Origin of the sequence: Methylosinus sp. C49 (assembly GCF_009936375.1) — a bacterium.
Classification (GTDB): Bacteria; Pseudomonadota; Alphaproteobacteria; order Rhizobiales; family Beijerinckiaceae; genus Methylosinus.
On the sequence record NZ_AP022333.1, the window covers coordinates 180,613 to 207,393 of the forward strand.

General features: G+C 66.4%; 1 protein-coding gene. It reads right to left on the reverse strand.

Annotated elements, in window-relative coordinates; genetic code table 11:
• Positions 1-70 precede the first annotated feature (70 nt).
• On the reverse strand, positions 71-26,614 hold the full coding sequence (locus tag GYH34_RS19210; protein ID WP_161915219.1) for a LamG-like jellyroll fold domain-containing protein: 26,544 nt from the start codon (positions 26,612-26,614) through the stop codon (positions 71-73).
• Positions 26,615-26,781: the final 167 nt, after the last annotated feature.

The window sequence follows — 26,781 nt, forward strand, 5'->3', positions numbered from 1 at the left end:
AAAGCGCAGGTCACGATTCGCATCATTGTATGACGGACATATTACAGCGCTGCGCGGCCCTCCCACGCCGCTACCAATCGAATCGCCAGCCATCGCCCGCCTGCGCGTGTCCGCCGTGATCGGCGTGATTGCGCTTGTGCTCGGCTTCCCACAGCCAATCGTCGAGGTCCGAGCAATGGGGAGCAGGGGCGGGCGGAGGCGGGGGAACGAAAGTGATGGGAACATCGACGCTCGCCACGCCGAAGGCCCCCGCGACGGCGGCCTGCTGGATTTGATTGGCGGTGAGCGCCTGCCCGAAGAAGGCGACCTCGTCGATATGGCCGTCGAAGGACTTGGTGATTTTCAGCTTGGAGAGATCGCTCGCCGCCCCGACATTGGCCTCGTCTGAGCCGCCGATCACGATCGCGGATTGGTTCGCGGTCAGACCGCCGGCATAGGCGTTCGAGCCGACCAGCACGCCATCGAGATAGAGCTTCATGCCGCCTGCGCCGAAGGTGAAAGCGACATTGCGCCACGACCCGGCGGCCACCGTCGTCGACGAGCGGATCGTATAGACGCCGCTCGGCCCTTCCATTTGCACGACGAGATGATTTCCATCGAGGCCGATCGTCAGCCCGCTGCTAAGGCCGGCGCCGTCCTTGGCGAATAGCGTCTGCTGTCCGAAGGTCGAGCGCGCGTCGAACCAGAGCGTGATCGCGCCATTGGCGACGGCGAAAGCCGGATCATTGGCGACCGCGACATATTCGCGGCTGGAGTCGTGGAAGTCCGCCGACGCTCCCGCGCCGAAGGGCGCGATCGCCGTCGATGGGCCGGCGTCGTCGCGATCGGGCTGGCCGTTCGCGTAGAACACGCCGTTCTGCGCAGCGCCGGCGCTGTCCGCGACAATGGAGCCGGCGCCGTCGAAGGTCCAATAGGCGATCGGCGTCAGCAATTGCTGATCGGCCGTCACCTGCACGCCGGATTGCACGAGCAGCTGCGCGCTGCTGTTGTGATAGACATCATAGAGAACATTGCCGATGGCGCGCTGGCCGATATCGCCCCAGGCGCCGGAGAGATGCAGCGGCTGGCCGCCGTCGCCGAGCACGATGAGCTGGCCATTGCCGGCGAGAGACTGCACATCCGCCGCGCTCAGCGTCGAAGGGTTGGCGCCGCCGAGCACATAGGCGGACGTTCCATCGCCGAAGACGAGACGCTCGACGCCTTCGAGCTGATCCGTGCCGTCGATCGTCGGCCCGGCCGCGCCTTCGGCGATCAGCTTTTGCGCGCCCTCCTTCATCAGCCGGCGCACGAAGGCTTGATCGACGGAGCCGCCGAAGATCGCCACCTCGTCGATGAGCCCGCCGAAGGCGTTGGTCACGCGCTGCTTGGAGAGATCGCCGGAGGCGTCGGAATTGCTCGCATTGGAGCCGCCGATCACAATGGCCTCATGATTGCCGGCGAGACCGCCCGTGTAGGAATCCTCGCCGACGAGCACGCCATTGAGATAGAGCTTCATCCCGCCTCGGCCGAAGGTGAAGGCGAGCTGATTCCACGAGCCGGCCGAGACGATGTTGAGCGTGTCGACGACATGCCCGTCGAGCGACGCCTCGAGACGCTGCCCGACGAGGCTGATGGTGAGGCCGTCCTGCGCATGGGCGCCGTCCTTGGAGAACAAGGTCTGCGTTCCCTGCGTGCTGGTCGCGTCGAACCAGAGCTGGATCGCGCCATCGTCGAGCGCGAAATCGGCGGAATTGGCGACGGCGATATAGCCGCGCGGATCCTTGTGGAAGGCCGCCGATGTTCCCGCGCCGAAGGACGCAACGCTCGCGGAAGGCCCGGCGTTGCCGAGGTCCGAGGCGAGCTTCGTCACGAAAGTGGCGTTCTGGGCTACGCCGGCGCTATCGGCCAGCGTGGTCGAGCCGCGCGCTTCATCGAGCGACCAATAGGCGACGCCTTGCGGCAACGCCGGACGCGTGTCGGCCACCTGCAGCGCGCCTCCGACGAAGGACAGCTGATAGTCCGAAAGCGCGCCGCTGAGGCCGGGGCCGGCGCTCGCCAGCCGCGGACCCGAGACGACGAGACGGCGGATTTGATCGCCGTTGAGCGCTTGGCCGAACACCGCCACCTCGTCGATGGAGCCGCGGAACGCCTTGCTGATCGTCAGCTTGGAGAGATCGCCGCTCTGGTTCTTGTTCGTTTCGTCCGAAGCGCCGATCACGATCGCCTGGCGATTATTGGCGAGGCCGCCGCTATAGGAATTGGCGTCGACCAGCGCGCCGTCGATATAGAGCTTCATGCCGTCGGCGCCGAAGCTGAAGGCGAGCTGACGCCAGCCGCAGCCGATATCGTCGCAGCTCGTCACCGTATAGGAGGTCGTCCCCGTCTCGAGCCGCGCATAGACCTTGCCGTCGGCGACGCCGATGGTGAGATCGCCCTCATTATTGCCATATCCGTTCTTGGCGAACAGCACCTGATCGCTATGGCGTCCATCGTCGCCAGCGTCGAACAGGAAGGCGATCGTCCCATTCGCCGAATGCAGCGCGGCGTCGTCGGCGACCGCCACATATTGCCGCGTATCGCCGGAGAAGCTCGCATTGGCGCCGGCGTCATAGGAGACATTGTCGGCTGTCGCCGCGCCGTCGTCCGATCCGTGCAGCGACGCGCCGTAGAAGGTTCCGTTCTGCGGCGTTCCGACCGAGTCGGCGACGACGCCATTCGTAACCTTGTCGAAGGACCAATAAGCCGTCGGCTGCACGATCGGCATGGAGACGGTGTCGATTCCGTCGCCGCCGTCGATGAGATCATTCCCGCCGCCGCCGACGATATAATCGGCGCCGTCCCCGCCGAGAATGACGTCATTGGCGCGTCCGCCGATCAGCGTGTCGTCGCCGAGGCCGCCGAGCAGCGCCGACGCGCCCGAGCCCGCGCGAACCGTGTCATTGCCGTCGCCGGCCTTCACCGTCAGCGGCGCGTCGACGCTCGCATCGACAGTCACATTGTCGTTTCCGCCGCCCGTGGCGATGAGGATGGATTTCACATCGGCGGCGTTGAACGTCTTGATGACATTCTGCCCGATGATCGGCAGGAAGCTCGCATAGACCTCGATGGTCGCGCCACTCGGATCATTGGCGCCGCGCGCGCCCTTCTGCATCGCATCCATCACCTGCTGATCGCTCAGCTGGCGGCCATAGACGGAGACCTCGTCTATGTGACCGGAGAAAGGATCGCTGATCGTCAGCTTGGAGAGATTGCCGGAGGCGTTGCGATTATCGGCGTTGGAGGCGCCGATGACGATCGCCTCGTGATTGCCCTGCAATCCGCCCGTATAGGCGTTCTCGCCGACGAGCGCGCCATCGAGATAGAGCTTCATGCCGGCTTCGCCGAAGGTGAAGGCGACATTGTGCCAATCGCCGCAGGCGACGTCGTCGCAGCCCTCTACGCGGTAGACATTCAGTCGCCCGGTCGCATCGGCGCCCTCGAGCTCGGCGAACAGCGTCCCATGATCGACGCCGATCGTCAGCTGGCCGGCATCGAGACCGCTCTTGCTCTTGGAGAACAAGACCTGCGTGTCGCCCCAGCCATGATCCTGATCATTGGCGTCGAACCAGAGCTGCACCGCGCCGCTCGCGAGATTGAAGACCGCATCGTCGGCGACGGCGACATATTCCTTCTTGTCGTCGTGGAACTCGATCGAATTGGCCGCGCCGAAGGGCGCGAAAGCCGCGGACGGCCCCGGATCGGCGCGGTCCGGCGCGCGATCCGTATAGAGCGTTCCATTCTGCGGCGTTCCGGCGCTGTCAGCGACGGCCGTTCCGCTCGTCTCATTGAAGTTCCAATAGGCGATCGGCTCGAGCGGCTTGCGCACGATCACCGTGTCATTTTGCGGCGTTCCGGCGATGCGCAGCACGCCGTCGAGCAGAGCGACGCCGGTGAGCCGCGCCTCGGTGGTCGCGGTCGCGACGCCGAGATCATCATCGGAAAGATGCGCCGAGATCGTCCAGAAGCCCGGATCGCGATAATTATGCGTCAGCTGGAAGTCGCGCGTTCCGGCGGCGTAAGCGAGAGTCTCGGCCGCTGTCCCATCGCCCCAATCGACGATGAGCGTATAGCTGTCCAGCGTGCCCGGATCGGAGAAGGCGCCGGTGAGCACGACCGGCTCGCCCGGCAGCACATTGCCGACTTCCGCCGCATTATTGGTGAATGTCGCGAAGACCGGCGCGACATTGGCGACCGTCACCGCCGCGCTGATCGTCGCCGAGCCGCCATCCTTGTCTACGAGCGTCAGATCGATGCGATAATCATCGGCCGCGGTTCCCGTCGGATTGTCGTCGAGATAGCGATGCGTCGCCGTGAATGTGTGGCTCGCCTCGTCGATCGTCAGCGCAGAGGCGCCGCCGTCGCCCCAGACCACAGCGCCCGAATGCGTGTCGAGGACGCCGGCGTCGGCGAAGCGACCCAGCAAGGTCACGGTCCCATTCTCGTCGATGGTGAGGCTGGAAGCGAGCGCGCCGCCGATCGTCTGCTTTTGTGCGGCGACGCCGTTCAGTGTGAGATCGGCGATGATCGGCGCCGCATTCGTCACGATGACAGCGGCCGTCGAAACATTGCTCTTGGCCCCGGCGTCGTCGGTCACGATCGCGGAGATCGTGTAGTTCGCGCCCGCGGCCGGATTGTCGAGATAGACATGGGTCGCGGTGAAGGCGCGATTGACCGCATCGACGATAATCGTCGCGCCGGCGCCCGCGCTCGCGGAGCTCGAGCCATCGCCCCAATCGATCGCGACCGTATGGAGATCGAGCGGTCCCGCATCCGTGTAGACGCCGGAGACGGTGACGGATGAGCCCTCTCGAGATGTGCTCGGAACGACGCTCAATGCGCCGGCGACGGGCGCGACATTATCGACCTTCAGGCTGACAATCGTCGGCGCGCTGGCGCCCTGATCCTTGTCGACGATATTGGTCGTGATCGTATAGACGCCATCCTGAACATAGCGATGAGCGACATCGAAATTGAGCGCCCCGGCGGAAAGATCGACGATCTCGCTCCGCCCATCGCCCCAGGCGACATTCAGCCGGAAGCTGTCGAGCCTTCCCGGATCGACGATGCGGCCGCTGAGACGCGCGAATTCGTTCTCGGCGATCTCGGCCGGCCCCGGTCCCGCGGCCGGCGTGACGGCGACATTCTGCAGCGTCGGCGCCACATTGAGCACGGTGACGTTTTGGTCGGCGGCGACATAAGAGCCATCATTGTCGGTCGCGCCGGTCTTGATCGTATAGGCGCCATTGTCCGCATAGCTATGCGTCGCGACGACATTGCCATTGGCGGCGGCCGCATCGATCAGAATGTGATCCTGCGCGCCATCGCCCCAATTCACATCCCACCATTTGATCTTATCGGCGCCCGGATCGGTCGCGGACAGCGACAGGCTATACACGGCGCCTTCATCCGCCGTGGCGGCGCCCGCGACGGTCAAAGTCGGCGCGACCTCATTTATGGTGATCGTCGTATAGGCGTCGGCGACGCCGCCATCCTTGTCGACGATCTGGCCATGAACGAGCAGCGCGCCGCTCTGCCGCAAATATTGGCCGGGAACCGTCGCCGGCCCCGCGCCCTGCACGAGATCGAAGGTTCCATTATTGTCGAAGTCGTAGCGATAGGTCAGCGACGCCGCGTCCACCGGCGACGGATCGGTCACGCCGGAGAATGTCACTGTCGCGGAGGCGGCGCCTTCGCTCACCGGGCCGCTATTGACGAAGGTGGCGAAGCTCGGCGGCGCATTGTCCACCGTCACACCGACCGCCTTGGAGATCGTCGTCGGCGTCGCCGAGCCGATCGTCGCATAGCCGACGATCACATGCGGGTTGGAATAGACGCCGCTGTCATTGACGCCGAGCGCCGTCAGCTCGCTCCAGGAGAAGCTCGCCGTCGCGCCGCTCTTGTCGATCGTCCCATCATTATTGATGTCCCAACCATAGGAGAGCGGCGCGCCGGTCGCTTGCGCGGTAAGCGTGAGCGATTGGCCCTCCGCGATGCGATAGGGGCCGCCCGCATCGATATTATTCGCCGTGAGACCGACCGTCACCGCATAAGCGGCGGAGGTCGCTCCGGTCGGAGCCGTATCCTTGTCCAGCGCCGTGGCGCGGATCGCGACATTGCCGGGCGCGGCATAGACATGGCTCGCCTGTGTGGCGTCGGCGCCGAAGGTCTCGACGGCGGAACCATCGCCCCAATCGACGCGCCATTCGAGAACGCGATCGATCGGCGAAGGATCGGTCGCCGTGAAGCCGATGGTGAAGGGCGTTCCGACCGTCGCCGAATGCGAGGCGCCGGTGACGGCGACCGTCGGAGGCGTGTCGGCGATCTCAATTTTCGACACGGCCGTGGTGGAGAGACCATCGGAATTGGTCGCGCGCACCGCGATCGTATAGAGGCCATTGTCGGCGAGGCCGAGATCGACGAGGCGATCCCAGGGAAGCGTCACGCGATAGACGCCGCCGAGAGCCGTTCCGATCACTTCGCCGAACTGGCCGTCGCCGTCTATGTCGAAAGCGACCGGACCGGACAGCGAATTGGTGGAGCCCAGCGCCTGAACATTGGCGGTGAGAGTCACGGTCGAGCCTTCCGACGTCGAATAGCTCGGCGCGGAGAAGGACACGATCGGCGAGGACAGAACCGTCAGCCCTTCGAAAGTGTCATAGGCGACCGCGCCCTTGCCGGCGAGGCTGATCGAGCCATTGGTCTGCGGAATCGGCAGGCCGGCGACGCCGCCGACGAGGATGGAGGCGTTCGGATCCTGCGGATCGACGATCAGCGTGTCGCCGGGCAGCGCGCCGGGCGCGTCGCCATGCAGCGTCGTCACCGCATCGGAGGGCAGGTTGGGAAGCGAGACGCGCACGATGTCCGCATCGGCGTCGCCGGAGACGATCGTATGCGCCGCGGCGCCCACCTTCTCTATGGTGATCGCATCGGAGCCGGCGTCGCCGTTGATCGTCGTCGTCGCGCCTGCGCCCGTGTTCTGCACATCGATCGCATCGGCGTCCGCGCCGCCATGAATGGCGAGCGTGTCGGCCGCCGTCTTGGCGTTGACGACGCGCAGATCGAGGCTGTCCGCGCCGGCGCCGAGATCGACGCTGGTCGCGCCGCGATAATCGGCGACGACGACATGGTCGGAGCCTTCGCCCGTGCTCACCTTGGTCGCGCCGACGATCGCCGGCGGCGCGGAGACGAGCGACACAATGTCGTCGCCGACGCCCGTCGTGACGCCGATCGACTCTATATCCGTGTGCTCCGTCGTGAATGCGACCGGCGGCGCTTTGGGCGAGAGATCGACATTGAATGTCGCGAGGCCGCCCTGCTGCGTCGCCGAGCCGAGGCTACCCACATAAGCGGTGAGCGAGGAGCCGTTCTGCGGCCCGAGGATCAGCGAGGTAGGCGTCAACAGACCGCGCACGCCGCCGACGGCGTCGCGCACGACTTGGACGAAGCCGAGCGCGCCCGTTTGCTGGTCGCGCTGGAACACGGAGATGTCATTGGCTCCGCGCGCCGTCACCAGCACATATTGGCCATCGGCGGTGACGGCGACATCGGTCGGCGCGTCGAGTCCGCGCACGCCATTGGCGCCATTGCGCAGAGTCTCGACAAAGACGAGCGGCTGCGTCGTCGAGCTCGTGACCTCGAAGACGGAGAGCGTATTGCCGCTCTGGCTCGTCACATAGACGAAGCCGCCGTCCGGGCTCACCGCCACATCGGAAGCGCCGACGAGTCCATTGGTCGCGCCCGAAAGAGTCTGCGAGGCGCCGGTCGTGGCATTGGAAGCGGTGAGGCTGCCGGTCGTAGCGTTCACCGAATAGGTGAATCCGTTCTGCGCGATCGTTTCCGTCGCGGCGCTGCTCGCGCCGGCCTCGGTCGAGATCAAGGTGAGCGCGCCGGTCGTCGTGTTCAGCGAATAGCTGCGCAGGCCGGCCGAGCCCGTCGTCGTCAGCACCTTTGTCGATGCGTCATAGCGCATCGAGTCGTAATAGGCGCCGCCATCCGATTGCGATTGCGCGAAGGAAAGATCGCCGGTCGCCGAGGCGAGCTTGAATGTCGCGAGCCTGCCTGTCGTCGCGCTCTCGGTGATGACGAAACCGTCGGTCCCGGTCACGAGCACATTGGAGACGCTCGAAAGGCCGGAGACGTTGTTCTGCGCTTCCTTGAACAATTGGCGCTGCGATCCATCGCTCGCATTCACGACGACGAGCGAGCTGGTCGCGGTGGAGACGCCGAAGATGTGATCGGCGCCCGGATCGGCCGCTATGGCGTCGAAGCCGGTGAGCTGCGCGACGGTCGGCGCGGAGGGACGCGCGATGGAGAGATATTGGACATTGCCGCCGAGCGACAGCGTATTGCCGGTGATCGTCGTCGCGCCTGAGACGTTCACGCCGATCGACGCCGTGAATGTGTGATTATGCGCGCTGCCTTCGGGAACCAGCGTCGCCCACACCTGCCCCGGAGCGAGGCTCGTCAGCGCCTGATCGGCGCCGACGCCATTGGTCTTCAGCGCTTGCGCCGTCGCGCCGTCGATGCTGAGCGTCGGATTGGCGACATTGATCGTCGACACATTGGCGACGAGCAGCAGATCATAGCCCGTGTAATCCTGGCTCAGCGCGCCGACGCCCTTGTCCAGCAGCATGACCGCGAGCAGCGCGTCGGAAGGCGCGTGATCGAGCTGCGGCGTCGTGGTGTTGAAGTCGATCGAGCCGGCGTCGAGGCCGGAGACGACGCCATAAATGTCCGCGCCGCCGGCGAGGCCGACGATGGTCGGCGTCTGCGGCGCGCCCGCGATATAGGAATTCGACTGACGCGGGCCGGTGAAATGCTCGACGCCCGGATCGGTCGCGGCGAAAGCCGTCTGGCCGCCATTGCCGGACACCGCGCCGCCGCTCGAGAAGGTGAGCGAGGTGTTGCTGCCCAGAATGAAGCGTCCCTCGCCGCCCTTGGACGCGCTTCCGGCGCCGGCGCCGCCCGACGTCGTGACGGAGGTCTTGAACGTCGCGCCGCCATTGGTGAGATCGCTGGCGTAGAGCTTGATCGTTCCGCCGGAGCCGCCGGCGCCATCGCCGCCGTCGCCGCCCGGGCCGCCCGCGCCGCCAGAGCCGCCATTGCCGCCGTGATGGGCGTCGGAATCGTCGCCGCCGCCGCCGCCGCTCGACGTCGGTCCGTAATTCGGATCGGGGTTCTGGCCGACGCCGCCGGTCGCGCCCGCGCCGCCGACCGCCACGAAGGCGTCGCTATTGCCGACGCGGATCTGACCCTGCGCGACCAGTTGGAAGGCGCCGCCGCCCGCGCCGCCCATGCCGCCCGCGGCGCCATTGCCGCCAATTCCGCCGCCGCCGCCGCCATCGCCGCCGCCGCCGCCGATGTAATTGTCGGTGAGGCCGAGGAAGCCGCTGGTCCAATGGCGGCCATTGCCGCCGCCGCCGCCGCCGCCGCCGCCGCCCGAGCCGCCACCGCCGCCGCCGCCGCCGCCGCCGCCGCCCATGCCGCCGGAAATGGCGAGGCCGGTCGCCGAATTGGCGCCGGCGACGCCGTCGCCGCCGGTTCCGCCCGTCCCGCCCGTTCCGCCCGTCCCGCCGTCATAGCCGTCGCCGTCGCGCAGGCGGTTGCCGTTGACGATGTCATAGGCGCCATAGGCGCCGCCGCCGCCATAGCCGCCATAGCCGGCATAGCCCTGGGCGCCGCCGCCTCCGGCCGAACCATTATATTGATTGCCGACGCCGAGCCCGCCCGCGCCGCCGGAGCCGCCCCAACTGCCGTAATAGCCCCAGCCGCCGTCGCCGCCTATGCCGCCGCCGCGGCCGAAACCATCCCAGGCGCCGCCGCCGCCGCCGCCACCGCCGCCGCCGCCGTAATAGCTCGGGGAGCCATAGCCGCCGCTGCCGCCATGGTTGTCGCCCGTGCCATAGGGACCGCCGACGCCCTGTCCCGCGGCGGTCGTTCCCTGGAAAGTGAAGTTGGACGGAAGGCTGCCATTGGAGCCGCCGCCGCCGCCATAGCCGCCGACCGCGCCCGACCCGGCGCCGCCGGAGCCGCCCGCCGCGCCGCCGCCGGCGCCCGCAGTCTGATTATGCGCCGAAAGATCGAAGGTCACATTGTCCGCGAGCTGCACATTGTTCGCGACATCGAACGACAGCGCATTGGCGCCCGCCGCGGATATTTTCAGCCCGGCGGGCAGGCTGAGATCACCGGCAAAATTCACCGAGACCATGCCATTGTTCGCGCTCGTGGCGCTCGCATCGGCGGTGATCGAGAATCCCGACTGGCTATAGCCCAAATACCACCAGCCGCCATTGGTGAAATCGAGCGTGTCGTCTATGGCCGTCCCGCCATTATTGTAATTGACCGTGATCTTGCCGGAATTGATCCAGACCCACTGGCCCGAATAATAGACCGTCGTGTCGATCGAGAAATCATTCGAGATCGTATAAGTCGGCACGGTCGCCGGCGCGACGGTCGCGGCCGCATTGGGCAGATCGTCCACCGCGACAATATTGTCGACGAGGATCGAGCCGAATGGCGTCGAGGCGTCCTTCGCGGTCAGCGTCACTCTGTCGAGCCCATAGAAGCTCGCGAGCGAAGTGTCGAAGCGCTGGAAGCCGGCGCCGGCGACGAGGCTCAGCTCGACGCTCACCGACTGGCCGCCGAGCGTATGGCCCGTCAGAACGACGATCGCCGTTCCGCTCGCCGCCGTATTGGCGAGCTCCAGCGAATAGAGCGTGAAGCCGTCGCCATTCGGCGTTCCGTCGGCGCGCGCCGCCTGCAGCGTCAGCACATCGCTATTTGCGCGCGCCTGCGCCGCCGGGCTGATGGCGTCCGACCGAATGAGGCCGAGCGCGTTGGAGGTCGCCAGCCGGAAGCCGTTCGACGCATAGGCGATGTCGCCCTGGCTCAGCCCGTCGAAATTCAGCGCCTTGTCGTAATTGCGATAGGTGTCGAAATCATTGGCGGGATCGGGCTGGGTCACGACGACGAGGCCCGATTGCAGCGTGATGCGATTATTGTCGATCGTCACATTCACATTGGCGGCGCTGGTGGACACGACATCCAGCGTGTCCGTTCCCATCTTGCCGCCGAGAATGCGCGTCAGATCCGCGCCGGCCGTCGAGATCACCGAGACCGGCGAGCCGGACGGAAGCGCCATGGCCTGAAGATCGGTGTCGAGCAGCGTCCAGGCGATCGCGACCGTCGAATTGGCCGAATTGTCGATGATGAGCTGCTCCACCGTCTTGTCGATGGAGGTGAATTGATTGGCGATCGGCTGCGCCGCGATCTCGACCTGCAGCGTATCCTTGCCCGACTGGCCATCGACGATGGTGCGCGCCGCGCTGACGCTGCGCGCCTCGATCAGATCATCGCCGCCGCCGCCGATCACGCCGACGATGGTCGCCGGAAGGGTCGCCGCATGGACGTCGAGCGTGAATGTGTCATTGCCGTCGCCGAGCTTCACATCGACCTCGGCCAGAGAGCGGAAGGCGACATCGCCGGCGGTGAGGCCGGAGACAATTCCCTCGCCGACGGCCGCGCCGTCATGGATCACGCCTGTCGTCGTGGCGGCCGGCGTGCCGGAGAGATCGACAGTGAGCTTGTCGGCGGCGCCGGCGCCGGTGATGAGCAGCGGCGCGCTCGTTCCATAGACGATCGCCTCATCGTCGCCCGCGCCGAGATTGATCGTCGTCGCCTCGCCCGCGCCATGAACGAAAATCTTGTCCACCGCGCCATTGGAGTCGACGATGATCGGCGTCGCCGAACCATTGATCGTGACATTATTCGTCGTCGCGCCGCTGAGCGCGATCGTGGTCGCCGCGACGCCTTCGAATTCGACCGATTGCGTCATTCCGACCGCGGTGATGCGGCTGCGCGTCGCCGAAGCGGCGTCGAGCGTCAGATTGGAGTCGACCGTCGGGCTCACCGAGAAAGCATCGCCCGCATCGCCGCCGCCGCGCACGAGCACATGGCCGCGAATATTGGCGAGATTCGGTCCGAGCGTGATGGCGTCGGCGCCGGCGCCCGCATCGACGATCGTATCCGTCGAGCTGGCCGCGATCGAGATGGCGTCGGCGCCGGAGCCGGCCTTCACCGTCACAGTGGCGAAATCGCCATAGGTGACGCCGATGTTCGGATCGACCACCGACTGATCGGTTCCGCCCATGCCGAAGCCGAAGATCTGATTGCCATTGGCGCCGCCGATGACGCCCGCATTGGCAACTGTGTCGCCGCTATCGTCGACGAGCAGCGTGTCGGCGCCGGCGCCGCCGTCGAGAATGAGCGTTCCTGCGACGCCGTTCACCGTGCCATCGACGCCCGAGACGATGACGGAATCGGCGCCGTCGCCGAGAAGCAGCGAGGTGATCGTCGCCGCAGCAGTGGAGCGCACCGTCGCCGTGTCGGCGCCGGCGCCGAGATGCAGCGCGAGCGCGCGAAGATCGCTGTAGACGACCTCGCCGGTCATTCCGAAGCCGGCGACCTCGCTATCGGAAACGGTTCCAGTCACGCCCTGCGCGAAACCGGAATTGTCGAGATCCAGCGATGCGAGATTATCGCTCGCGCCCGTCACGGTCAGCGTTCCGACGATTGTCGTGAGATTGCCGCCCGCATTGCTCGTTGCAATCAGCTCGCCGCTCGCATTGGTCGTCGCGCTCGCGCGGCTGCCGATGAGGATCGTATCCTCGGCGCCGCCGGTCGCCACCGTGGTGGGCGCATTGGCCGACACGCCGCGAATGACGATAGTGTCGCGATCGGCGCCGCCGACCACGGACACGGCCGCCGCTGTGATCGCGCCCTCGAGATCGATCAGCGCGCCGACGCCGGAATCGGCGTCGCCGACGTCGCCGGTCAATGTCGCGGTCTTGGCGGCGTTCAACGTCGCGCCGACGGCCATGACGATATTGTCGCCGGCGGCGAGCGACGCAGCGCCCAATGTCGCGCTCATGAAGGAGGTCGCGCCGAAGATGATATCCTCGCCGACCGCATTGCTGTCGCGCGTCGCGATGACGATGTCGCCCGTCGTCGAGGCGACGGTCCCGATTCCGAGGCCGCCCGCGACATCCGTCGCGACCACATCGCCCTTGGCCGAGGCGATGAAGGAGCCGGCTGCGCGCGCCGCGTCGATACGCAGCGCATCCGACTTCGCGCCGATCGATCCGCCGCCCGCGTTGAGGATGAGATTGGGCGCGCTCACATTGACCGCGACGCCGGCGTCGGCGTCGAGAATGGAGCCGGTCGCCGAAAGGCTCACGGTCCCCCCCGTCGAGCTCGCCGAGCCGACCTCGAGATCGCCCGTCTCAATGATGAAGATTCCATCGCGCGCCAGCGCGTCGAGGCGCGTCGAAGCGGTGCGGATGGGCGAGGCCGAAGCGCCGACCGCGCCCTTCGGCGCCGAGAGCGACAGAGTGGTCGCCTCTATGCGGCCATTCGCATTCGCGACGATATCGCCATTCGCGGTCGTGATCGACACCGGGCCGAGCGCGTCGAGAATGGCGTCGTTCAGCGTCACCTTGGTGCGCGCGGCGGTCGAGGTGTTGGCGATGGTGACGGCGGTATGGCCCGGATCGGCGCTCGTGACCGGCAGGAAGTCCTTCTTATAGGTCACATCGACGGCGACGTTCTGCGCGAAATTGGGCGTCGCCGCCAGCGGATTGATGAGCCCGACCCGCACATCGAAATTCGACGCATTCTGAATGAGGACATGATCGAAAGCGGTGAGGAAGGTGATCTTGGGCGAGCCCTTGATCGAATCCTCGCCGGGCGTCGTGCCATAGCCCGCAGGCGTCGGGTCTTGCCCCCAGCTCGGAATGGAGAAGGTCGCCGTGCCGGCGGCGGTGGACGTATTGACGATATCCGGCACGATGAAGGCGCCGTTCTGGAATGTGACCGTCCCTATGCCCTGCTGCTTGACGATATTTCCCGCGGCGTCGATGACGAGCTCGGGCGCCGGCGGCCCGGACAGGAACACATCGGCGTTGAAATCGATGGCGCGCTGATAGGCGATCGTCTGCGACGGATGCTCGGCGCCGGTGTCGATGGCCGCGCCATGCGAGCTGGCGTCGACGAAGCCGGACACATTGGGCGAGCCATAGGCTTCGACCGTCAGCGCGCGCGTATGGACGGCGCTGCCGCTCTCCGCCAGGACGCGCGTCGTCACATCGAAATCATTCTTCGCATAGCTGTTGGTCGAGGCGCCGAGACCATTGGTCGTGGCGTCGGCGCCGGCGAGGCTGGTGACGGATTCCTGGCGCGCCTTCACATTGACGGAGCCGCCGCCATTCAGCGTGGCGCCGCTATGCAGATCGACCAGCGCATCGGATGTGGGGCTGCAGGAGCCCGGCGCCGACTCTGGACGGCTCAGCGTCGCATGCGCTTCGGAATTGGCGCCGAGCGCGCTCGATTCCGCGACGGCGTCGATCTTCAGATCGAGCGTCGTGACGCGCGCGAGAACGTCGAGCTTGCCGCCTGCCGTCAGCGTCGAGGCGCCGATATCGGTCTTGGTCGCGCCGCCATAGGTGAGATTTCCGGTGACGCGCGTATCGGCGCCGAGACCGCCGGCGGACGCATGCGGCGCGGATTTGGCCGTGCTGGACGTGCGCGATTCCACCGAGAGATCGCCGCCCGCGGAGAGCTGCGCGCCGCCGCCGATCGTCGTCGTCGTCGCATCGGAAGCTTTCACCGTCGAGGTCGCGCCGATGATGGAGACCACCGCGCCCGCGCCGCCGTCGCCATCGGCCTTCGCATTATTGGTGGTGTCGGCGAGCACTGTCAGGCCCGTTCCCGCCGCTATATGCGCGCCGGTTCCGACGCGCAGGCTGTTGGCGTTCTTTAGCGTGCTCGTGCTTCCGCCCTCGATGACGGTGACGCCGCCGTAATTGCCGGCGTCGCCGGTCGCGAAGGAGGTCGTTCTCGTCACCGACTGCACCGAGGCCGATTGTGTCGCGGCGATATCGGCGCCGTCGTCGATGGTCGTCGTCGTCGTCGGATCGATCTCGAGCTCTATGTCGAGCCCTTGTCCGCTCGCCAGTCCGCCGCCGGCGGCATAGCCGAGCAGCTTCACGGACGTCGTCTGCGTTGCTTTGACATCCGTCGTGCGGCTGCGGATGATTGCGCGCTTGCCGACGCCGACCGCCATGACGGGCGCGAATTTCGCCTGCGCGATCACGGCGCCGACCGCAATGCCGCCTATGGCGCCGCCGTCGATCTCCAGATTATTCGCCGTCGTCGTGCTGGTTCCGTGAACATCCACCTCGCCGCCGGCGTAGACCGCCGCATCATCGCCGATGCGCGCGGCGACCGCGCCATTGACCGTGACGAGCGTGACGCCCGCGGCCGCGCCGACAATGCCGCCGCCAATGGCGATGCCCATGGGCTGATTGGCGTCGAAGGGATTGACGGTGACCGTGCGCTGCGCGTCGATCTTCACATCGCCGGCGATCTGCGCCGCAGCGGAGCCGATCTGCGTGAACTTGCCGACGATCGCCTGCGATGTCCCAGCTATGGTGAGCTTGCTCACCGCCGCGCCGAGTCCGGCGACGCCGGACACCGACCAGGCGCCGTCGGCGAGAAAATGATTCACATTGGCGACGGATTTGACGCTGACGTCGTGGAAGCCCGTTACGATCGTCGCATCCGAGACCGCGGAGGCCTCGATCGTCGAGGAATCGTCATGCGAGGCGCCGGGCGTCGCGCCGAGCATAGCGCGCGCGGAGCTGGTGTCGTCGATGAGCGACACTGCGCCGCCGAGCGACACGAAGCCGCTGATGGCACCGGCAAAGCCGAGCACATGCGCGTTGGAGTCGAGATTGGCGGAGACGGTGAGCTCGCCGGCGCCGGGGTTCAGCCCAGTGATCGTCGTCTGCGGCGCGACGAAGGCCGTCGAATCCGCGTCTATGCTCACAATGGCGAGACCGACGCCGAGCGCCGCCGCGCCGCCCGCGACGCCGCCGGCGCGCGCCGTGAGATCGAGCGCCTCGCGCGAGATCACGTCGAGATTGCCGGTCGCTATGTCCGCATATTGCAATATGCCGGCGGTCGTGCCGCTGGCGACGCCGCTCGTCGCCTTGGTCGCCGAATTCACACGGCCGGCGGGCGTGTTCGCCGACGAGGCGCTCCGCGCCATATTGGCGATCTGCGCATTGCCCGCGGCGAGACGATGCTGCGCGCCCGTGGCGCCGGCCGCGTCTATGTCGATCGCATGGCCCGCCTGCGCGTCCTCGTGAGAGGCGGCGAGCTTCACCAGCTGCGGATGCGCGCTGTCGACGATGACGAAATAGACCTCGCCGTCCTTCAGCCCTTTGATCGCCTTGCCGCCGCCCGCGTCATAGACGACGGCGTCGCCGGTCTTCAGCCCGCGATCGGCGCTAAGATCGATCGTCTCGGCGGCGCCGTTCACCTTCTGCGCCGGATCGAACGCAGGCGACGAGGCGTCGCTCGTCTGCATGCGGCTAGACAATGTGCCGACCGTGCTCTCGACGAAAGTCAGCACGGTGGATTTGTCGCTGCTGAGGGCCGAGGAGGAACCGTCCGAGGTCGAATAGCTATCTGTGAAATTGCCGCCGATCGAATAGACGATGATGCCGCCGCCGAGGCCGACGAGCCCGGCGCCGGCGCTGATGGCGTTGGCGTTCACGGTCCAGCGCGACAGCGCGAACACATCCGTGTCGCCCTTTGCCCGCACGCTCGCCGCGCCGATCAGCGCCTGCGTGTCATTGCGCAGCACGCCGACATCCACGGAGGCGCCGACGCCGGCGCCGAGGCTCGCGCCGAGCCCGCCCGCGAAAGTGAGCAGATCGAGCTTGTTGGTGGCGGCGACGATGACGCTCTGCGAAGCGGCGGCGGTGGCCGCCGTGTTCTGATTGATCTGCGCGCCGTCGCCGATCGTCGCCAGAGTGTCGGAGTCGACGAGCTCGACCGTCACCGCGCCCGCTATGCCGGCATAGGCGCCGGCGCCGAGGCTCGCGCCGACCGACACGATTTTTTCTGACGTCGCCGCGAGGACGGCGACGCCGCGCGCGGTCTTCTGCGCGAAGCCGCCATTATTGGAATAGGTTCCGTCCGGCGCGTCGGAGATGAATGCGGCGCTATTGGCGTAGGCGTCGACGATCGCATGATCGCCTATGGTCGCCAGTGTCGTCTTCTTTATCGAGGTGACGTCGACGGCGCCTGCGCCGCCGCCCGAGCCTATGCCGACGCCCACGGCGCCGCCGATCGCATAAGTCGTCGTGTCATCCTTGGCGGCGACCAGAACGTCGCCCACCGCCGAGACGCGCACGCGGCCGGAGATGGAGGCGATCGTCGATGTGTCGATGACGACCACTGCGGCCGAGCCGGCCAAGGCGACCTCTCCCGAAGCGGCGACGCCAGCAGCGATGCTGAGCACATCCGTCACCGCATGGGAGACGACGGCGACATCGCCCGCGGCGTTGACGATCGTGTCATAAGCATTGCCGGTAGTCGCGCCCTGCACGAAGGCTTCCGTCGCGCCTTTCAGCACCGGCGCGGCGAAGGCCGGCGCCACGGAGACGCCTCCCGAGCCCGCGAGGCCGCCGCCGATCGCGAGGCCATTATAGGCGCGGCCCGCCGCGACCAGCACATTTTGCCCCGCGCCCGCGCCCGCATCCTCATCCGCATTGATGCGCGCGCCCTGGTCGATATGGGCGAGCGTGTCGATCTGATGCACGCTCACCGAGCCGGCGAGCGCGCCCGATCCTTCGCCGGCGATGGCGACGCCGACGCCGGCGCTGGTCAGATCATTGACGCTGACCGCGACGATGATCACGCCCGATTGCGTGGCGACGAGCGGCTTGCGGTCACGATTATTCGCCAGCGTCGGATCGTTGAAATTCTTATTGCTGATCGACGGAACGCCGGTGCTGTTCAGCGTCTGCACGACATGGCGCGCAGTCGCGGCGACGCCCGTGCCGACGAGATCGATTCTATGGCCGTTCAGCGCGTCGGCCTTATTCGCCGCCAGCGCGAAATGATTGTCGTCGATGCGGATGACGTAATAATGCCCGCCGGTCTGCAGACCGCCGAGCGGCAGCGACTGCCCAGTGTAGATGATTTCCTGGCCCGTGCTGAAGCCATGCCCGGCGACATTCATCGCATCGGCGCCGTAATCGACGGCGGAGGTGGCGAAATCCTTGGAGACGCCCTGCTGCTGCGCATTGGCGGTCGCCGGCGGAGCGCCGAACTCGCCCGTATCGGCGACGATTCCGCTCTTGCCGGATTTCGCCAGCGCCGTCACCGAAGCGCCCGCGGCGATATAGGCCTCGGTCGTCTTCTTCACATAGCCGACGCCCGCGGCGATTCCGCCGGCGCCCGTGCCCGCGGCGGCGATATTGCCGGAGACTTGATCGAGCGTCGTATCATCCTCGGCGGAAACCAGAACATTGCCGTCCGAGCGCACGACGGCGCCCGCGTCTATATGCGCCTTGGCGGCGAGATCGAGAACGGAGACGCCCGTGGTCAGCCCGCCCGCGCCCGTGCTGGCGCCGGCGACAGCCGCCGAAACCGAGGTGATCGTCATATCGCCCTGGGCATTGACGATCACATTGTCGCCGCCCTTGGCCGTCGCGCCCGCGCCGACATAGGCCTCGAGGCGGCGCTTCACATAGCCGGCGTCCGCGCCCGCGCCAATGCCGACCTCGCTGCCGGCGATGGCGCCGGCGACTCCGACCAATGACAAATGTCCATGCGAGACGATATCGACATCGTGATCCGAATGCAGGCCCGCGCCCGCCGCCGGCGTCACGCTCGGCGCATCCTCGAAGGCGAGGGCGCTCACATCGATATAGGTGAGGGTGAGCGCTCCAGCGCCGGCGCCATCACCCGCGAAGGCGCCGCCGACGCCGATGATGACGACGGATTCTCCAGCGTTCGCTTCGATCGAGAGGCCGCGTCGCGACTGGCCGCCGACATCGGTGAAAGCCGCGCCGGCGCCGCCCGCCGAAAGTGTCGCGGCGCCGTCGACATAGGCTTTGGTCGTGTCGAGAATGGTGACATTGGTCGCCGCGAGGCCGACGCCCACATCGCCGCCGGCCGCGAGCCCGCCCGCTATGGCGACGATATTGGCCGTGTCATCGGCGATCACGCGCAGATTATTGCGTGAAGAGAGATTGGACGTCGCGCCGACGACCGCCGCCGTCACCCTATTGTCGATTACGTTGATCGAAAGCGAGCCGGCGAAGGAAACATTGTCGCCGCCGGCGCCGCCGAGCGTGAGCGAATGGATCGCGGCCGTCTCCTCGGCGCGAATAATGGCGTCGCCATTCGAGTCGATGGTCGAGCCGTCGACCTTCGCCGTCACCTGATTGGCGATGTAATTGGCGCTGATCGCCGCGCCGACGGCGCTTCCAGAGCTGGAAATGGCGACGCCGCCGGTCAGCGCATTGATCGTCGACTCGTCGCTCGCGCGCACGCTCACCGAGCCGCCAGACCCGGCCGTCGTGCGCAGCGTGGAGCTGTTGGAGACGATCGCCTCGATGGTGTTGTAGACGCCATTGACCGAAAGGCTCGCGCCGACCGACGCGCCATTGCCTTTCGAGCCGCCCACGGCCGCGGCCGCGATCTTGCCGGCGATGGAAATCGGCCCGTCCTGCGTCGAATGCGCCGTCAGGCTGATGCCGCCCGCTCCCGCGGTGATGCTGGCGTTGTCGACCGTGGCGCGCACTTGCAGCGCGACCTGATTCCAGCCGAGGCCGACGCCATAGGCCTGCCCCTGCGCTCCGACGCCGAGCGCGCCGGCGACCGCATAGATGACCGAATTGTCCTTGGCTTCGAGCGAGACGCCCGAGGCGATCACATCGGCGTTCTGGATCGTCGCGAGAATCGGCGCGGAATTGTCGCGGCCGAATATCTTCTCATCGGTCGAAACGATATTTATGCCGAGCGTGAAAGCCACGGCCTTGCTGTCCACGCCGCCGCCGGTCGCAATGCCCAGCGACACGGCGAAAGCCCATAATGTCTGCTCGTCGATCGCGAGGATCGACAGATCGCCGCCGAGCGTCAGCGCGCTCCGACGCTTCTCGCCGAGCACACCGGCGATCGTGTTGGCGCTGAGCTGATTGAAGCCGAGCGAGGCGCCGACGCCCTTGGCTCCTGCCGTATAGCTGGCGCCGCCGCCGATGGCGATGAGCTGCGCCTCGTCCCGCGCGGTGAGCGCCGCATCGCCATTGGCGCTGAGCTTTGCGCCGTCGATCGTCGCCTTTGTGGTGTCGACGATGCGATTGACCGAGACCGAGCCGGCGAAAGCGTCGCCCTGCTCATTGGTGTTGGCCGAGACCGCCGCCGAGAAGCTGGCCAGCGTGCCGCCGCGCGTCGCCTTCAGCGAGATTTCATCGCGCGTCGAGAGCGCCGCCGCATGGCTCGCGATGACGAGCCCATTGGCGTCCGGCGAGCCGGAGACGGCGAGCCGATCGGCGATGAAGGCTTCCGTATCCGCCGTGAGCTGATTGAGCGCGAAGGCGCCGCCGATCGTCGTTCCGCCGCCGAGGCCAGTGCCGGCGTTGACCGAAACCGCGACGCCGCCGATGATGGCGACGATGGTCTGCGTATTATCTGCGGTGAGCGACAAAGTTCCGACCGACATGGCGCCGCGCGCATTGATGTAGGCGAGATCGGTGTCGCGAATGAAATTGATCCCGGCGCTGCCGGCGACGCCATAGCCGCTCTTGGGCTTGGGCGCTTCCTCGAACAGCGCGGGAAGCGAAATGCCGTCGAGCGGATCATTCGCCGAGGCGCCGAGATTTTGCGGCGCGCCCTGCGGGCCGGTCAGCACTGTCGCCGTTCCGACGACTCCGACGACGACGCCCTTCGTTGTGGCCGACAGAGCGGCGTCGCCGACATTCATCGACACGGCGCCGGCCGGCGTCGCATTCGAATCGCCGCCATTGCTCGGATCGGCGCCGATGAAACTATAGACTTTACGCTCGACATCATTGACGAGCGCCGACATGCCGAGCCCGTTGGAGCCCTTGCCGGCGACGATGATCGAGCCGGCGATCTCCACCTCGGTTCCGCCGGTCGTCGCTTCTATATCCACGGCGCCGCCGCCGGTGACTGTCGGTCCGAAGCTCGCCGTCGCGACGAGCCCGGCCTCTATGTCGCTGCGCTGGCGCAAAGCGAGGCCACTGCCGGCGAAAGCGAATTGGCCGCCGTCATCGGTCTTGCCGCCCGATTGCGCTATGGCGAGGCGGAAAATATCTTCGGTCGCATGAATGGTCAGCGCGCCGCTCGCGCCAATGCCGACCTTGGCGTCGCCTTCGATGCGCGCATAGACGGTGTTCTCTATGTCGTCGACAAGAATGGAGCCGCCGATCGCCTTGGAGCCCGAGCGGCCGAAGACATCGACCACATCGCCGCCGCGCAGCAGCTCGCCGGCTTTCTTATTCTCATATTTCGCCTTGCCGAACGGACTCTCGCTCAGCGACCATTTGCCGATGCCCGCCATTTCGGCGAATTGCATCATCACATCGGCCGTGACAGTGACCGATTGCGTCGCGGATGGATTGAATGTCGCGGAGGGCGGCGCCTGATTGATGCGGGCGCCCGACTGAATGACCGCCGTGCTGTGATCGATATAGGCGTTGACGGCGATGGAGCCGGAGACGGAGGTCGCCTGCGTGTCCTGGGCCTTGGCGCGCGCCATCACCCAAGTGTTCATGAATTTCGAGCTGACGCCGAACGTGCCGTCCAGAAGATCGGTCAATCCGCTGACGCCGCGCGTGACGATGTCTTGCGGAATGCCGAGAACGAGATCGAGCGGATTGATGAGGAATGGATAGGAGAGCGAGGATGCGACCTTCACCGTCTCGCCGGCGTCGATGATCGTGTTCCCAGCGATGATCGCATTGGCGTCGTTGAGATAGACGCCGACCGCGAAGGAGAGATCGACCGCTGCGGCGGTCGTCGATTTCGTCTTCGATTTCGAGACGTCCGATTGCGAGATGAGCTGCGTGCGCTGTGTGCTGGTCGCCAGCGCTTCGACATTGTGATCGGTCTGCAGCGTCGTCGGCTTGACGGCGGTCGCATTCTTGCCGATCGTCGCCTCGACATCATTGATGACGACATTGACGGCGATGGCGCCGCCGGCGCTCAGCCCGTCATTGGTAATGTCCTTGGTGACGTCTTTGCCCGTGCTCGGATCAGTGACCGTCTTCTTGCCGCTCGTCGCAGACGCCTGGCCGAAAATCGTCGCGAGCGCGATGTCGGGCTTGGACAAGATGTCCTTATATTTCGTCGGATTGAACTTTCCGCCGACTTCCGGCTTGGCCTTGCCGCGCGTCTGCGAGTCGAGAATCGCCTGAACGCCTATGCCGATCGTGTTCGTGCCCGCCGCCAGAGCGTGATCGGCGCCCTTGCCGTCGCTGGTCAGATCGATCGGCTTGACCGCGGAAACCTCGCTCGCGTCCTCGACGAGACGGATGTGATTGTCGTCGACCTTGACGACATAATATTGCTCGCCCGCGGTGAGACCCCGGATCTCGCGGTCGCCGGCGGTGAGGTCATGCACATTGCCTTGCGACGCTCGATAGACGCGATCATCGGCGATGACATGCATGGACGCTGCGCCCGGATCGGCCAGCGTGACCAGCGCGCCGGTGGTGGCGTCGCGCAGCTCGAAGGAATCGGCGTCGACGACGACGAGCTTATACTGATGACCGCTCTGCAATCCGCCGACGGCATGGGCGCCGAGCGCCTCCAGCGAGGCGTAGTCGACGAGCAGCGGATCGGCCGCAGTCGCGACGAATCCATGGTTCTGCAGGTAGATCCGATTTGTCGTCGTGTCGATGCGCGCCAGCGCGGCGCTCGCCGTCGTTTGCGTCGCGGCATTGACAAAGCTGTGCGCGCCGAGCGCGGCGCCTTGCGCCAGGGAGACGAGGACGCCGTTCGTATCCTTCAGCTGGAACAGATCGTCGCTGACCTTCTGCACCGTATAGACGGCACCGCTCGTCAGTCCGCCGATCGGCGTGCTTCCGCCTGCGTCATAGGCAACCTGATCGCCGCTCGAGAAGCCGTGTCCGGCGATATGAATCGTCTTCGCCGTGGCGTCGATCGCATCGAGCTCGAAGGCGCGCGACAGCGTCGTCGATTTGGTCGCGTCGACGGCATAGATGACGGCGTCGCCGCTCTTGAAGCCGTGATTGGCGACGGCGATCGTGTCCAGCGAGCCATCGACAGCCGTGCTCGGGTCGAAGCTCTTCACGGCGCCGATATAGGCGAGCGCATGTGTGGCCGCGGAGCCGGGATCGGTCAGCGTGATCCGGGCGTTCGTCTGCGCGTCGCGCAATTCGAACGTATCGGCGTCGGTGGCGACCAGCTTATATTGATGCGCCGCCTGCACGCCGCCGAGCGTCACATCATCTTCAGAGAGCGAATCATAGGTCACGTCGACCGGCGTTCCGATCGCGAAGCCGTGATTTTTGACGTGAATGCGGCCATTGGCGTCCACGCTGGCGAGCGTGACCTCGGCCTTCTTATTGTCCGAAGCGCGCGTGAAGCTCTGCGTTCCGAGCGCCGAGCCCTGGGCGATCTGAATGACATTGCCGGAACCGTCCTTCAGACGGAAGCTCGCATCATCGACCCTGTCGACCGTATAGACGGACTTATCGGCGAGGCCCGTGATCGCCGTGGCGCCGCCGGCGTCATAGGAGAGCTGATCGCCCGTCTCGAAGCCGTGCGCGGCGATATGAATCGCATCCGCGCTCGCATCGATCGCGTCTATGTCGAACAGCTTGGCTTTGACGGCGTTCAGCGTCTGCGTCGCGGTGGGATCGACGCCCGTCGGGTCGAGATCGATCGAGGGCTCCTTGGAGAGCTGGATATGGTCCTGATCGACGACGATGACGTAATAGGTCTTGCCCTTCTCGAGTCCGCCGACCGCATCGCTCTGCTGGCCCTGCACCGCGAGAACGGTGGAGCCGGCGACGGAAGTATTGACGAGATAGGGCGTGTAGACCACGGCCTGCCCATTGGTGAAGCCGTGGTTGGGCAGGGTGATCGTGTCTGTGGTCGGATCGACGCCGCCGACCGGATCGAAGGTCTTCGTGTCTTCGCTTTCGCTCGCGGCCGTGCCCGCCGCCTCGATCGTTCCGTCGAGCGAGGCTTTCACCGTGCCGAACTCGAAGGCGAGCGCCACGCCGACGCCGGCGCGGCCGTCGATGGCGCTGATCGTGCTGGCGTCCGGCGTCGTCTTGGTCGCGCCATTGGCGATGACGTTGACATTGCCGCTATGCGAGGTGATCGCCGCATCGACGCCCACGGTCGCCAACGCCGTCAGATCCGTATGCGCTATGGCGATGGCGATGGACGAGGCGTTCGGATCGACCGTGCTGACGATATTGGAGGAGGCGCGCGCGACCGTTTTGGTCGCGGTCGAGCCCTTGGCCGTGATGGTGACGCTGCCACTGGCGTCGATGGAGGTGGAGCCGCCGATATTGGCCTCGACGTCGCTCTGCGCGAGGCCATAGCCGCCGGCGAATTCGAGGCCCGTATATTTCGCGAGGCCGCCGCTGCCGAGCGCCGAAGCGATCGCGAACACTTGCGTGTCGACCTTTGTTTCCGCCTTTATGTCGACAGTTCCCTCGGCGACAATTGTCGCATCGTCGACATTGATCTTGGCGTCGGCGCCGCGCAGGATGACAGAAAGATCGATGCCTGTCGCGGCGCTCAGCACGACGCCCGGTATCTGCCCCAAAAGACTCGTCAGCGTGCCCGTGAAGCCGGCGGCCGACGCCGGCGCGTCGCTGTTGAGATTTACGTCCTTTGCGGTGGCGTTCACCTTGATCGAGCCGCCGCGCAGAGTCGCGCCTCGAATATCGATGGCGGCGTCCTTCGCCGTGAAATCGCCCGGCCAGCTGACGAGACGCGTCGCGACATCGGAGGTCGCGAGCGAAATCTTGCCGGCTTTGCGTCCATGCGCCGTATCGGCCGCCGCGAGCAATTGCGCATTGGGCCCGAGCGCGATGCGGGCGCCGCCCGCGAGGCTCGTCGTGCCGTCGGCATTGGTCTTCTGATGCCCGAACAGGATTTCGCCGGCGTTGCCGCCGGCGAGCTCCGTCGAGACGATCGCCGAACTGGCGACATTACGCAGCGTCATCGTCACCGAGCCGCCGCCGCTCGGCGCGAAGGTGAGGACGTCGCCGACATTATAGCCGGTTCCGGCGGCGCTGAGCCGCGCTGTCGCGGCGCCGTCCGCGTCGACGACGATGGTGGCCTCGGCGCCCGCTCCGGCGCCGCCCGTCGCGGCCACATGAGTATAGGTCTGACCGGCGGTCCAGACCCCGCTGGAGCCGGTCTGATCGGCGACCGTGCCGACATAGATCGTATCGGCCTGCAACGTCAGCGCGCCGCCATGCAGCGAAATATCGCCCGAGACGCTGACGACGCTCTTATGCGTCAGATGATTGTCTCCGGGCAGCAGGCCGCCCTCGTCGAACGGATCATAGCCCGAGAGCAGCGTATTCACCGACAGCGCCGCATGAAACGCGCTGTCGAGCGAGGCGATGTCGACGCTGTCCGACCCCGAGCCGCCGATCACGCTGAGCGAATGCGTCGGGGCGTTGAAGGTCTGGCTCTCGAATTTGCCATTGAGGCTTTCGAGCGTCATGACGCCGTCGGTCGCCGTCCCCGTGTCTTTCAGCCGCGCCTGCACGCCGCTCGAGCCGCCCGCCAGCGATCCGAGATCGAAAGAGAGATCCGTCACCTGGCCGCTGATCGTGACCGGCTCGAGGCCGCGATAGGTCACGAGCGCGCCGTCATAGGCGATCGTCCCGCTATCCGGTCCTGTCGCGGTCGACACGAGGCTCTGCGCCACGCCGACGTCGAGCGCCAGAGTGTCGAAACCGCCCGCTCCGCCATCCACCGCGCCGACGAGAGCGCCGCTGACGGAGAAGGCGAAGGTGTCGTTATTGTCGGCGGCGCCCGTGAGATTTGCGAAACCGCTGAAGACGAATGCGCCGACCGAGCCCGCGCCCGCGCCATCGATCCGCCAATCCGTGTCCGTCACGGCGCCGATCAGCGTGTCCCCGCCGCCGCCGATGAGATTTTGGACGCCGTCGAAGCTCACATTCGCCGCGCCGGCGACGGCGCCGGAGCCATCGGCGTGAAGCGTCCAGCTCGCCGGATCGCCGGAAGCCAGCGCCAACGTGTCGGCGCCTTCGCCGCCCAGGAAGGTGAAATGCGGCGCGTCATGACCGGCGAAGGACTGGGCGTCGATCGTCACCTTGTCCGCGCCGAGGCCGCCGACGATCGTGACCTGATCGAGGCCGAGAAGATCGGCGCGGGCGAGGATGACGGAATTGCCTCGATCCACGACCTCGACTCGAGGGCCGGCCGGCGAGGCGGGGGCCGAGGACGATTGCGACGCGCCCGCCTGCGGAGCGCTTCCCGGATCGACCAGCTGAACGACGACGTCATGGGCCTGCTGCTGCGGAGCCGCCGCCGCCAGGTTCACGGCGAGGACGTCGGCGTTCAGCAGAACGCGCGGCTCGAGCGTGTCGAAGATGATTTTCGCGCGCCGGGTCGGCGGCGGGGGAACGAGAGCGGTCGAGCTCTCGAGCTGCGATTTTCGACTGGCTGGAGCTCGCGGCCGAAGCAGCCGCAGGAACATACGCCGCCCGCGATTTTGAAATGACTCCGCCATAGACATCAGTCGACCCCGCATGAAAACGGGAATAGCTTAGCTTCGCTTTGCGTCAGTCATATTGCAGGTTTTTGACGGCGGAGGACGACCTCCCGCACGCGCCCCGGCTTCGGACGAGGATGCGCGCGACGGCC

Bases quoted from the DNA above. Each gene is read 5' to 3' on its own strand.
- GYH34_RS19210 (WP_161915219.1), bottom strand. From the start codon at position 26,614: ATGTTCCTGCGGCTGCTTCGGCCGCGAGCTCCAGCCAGTCGAAAATCG.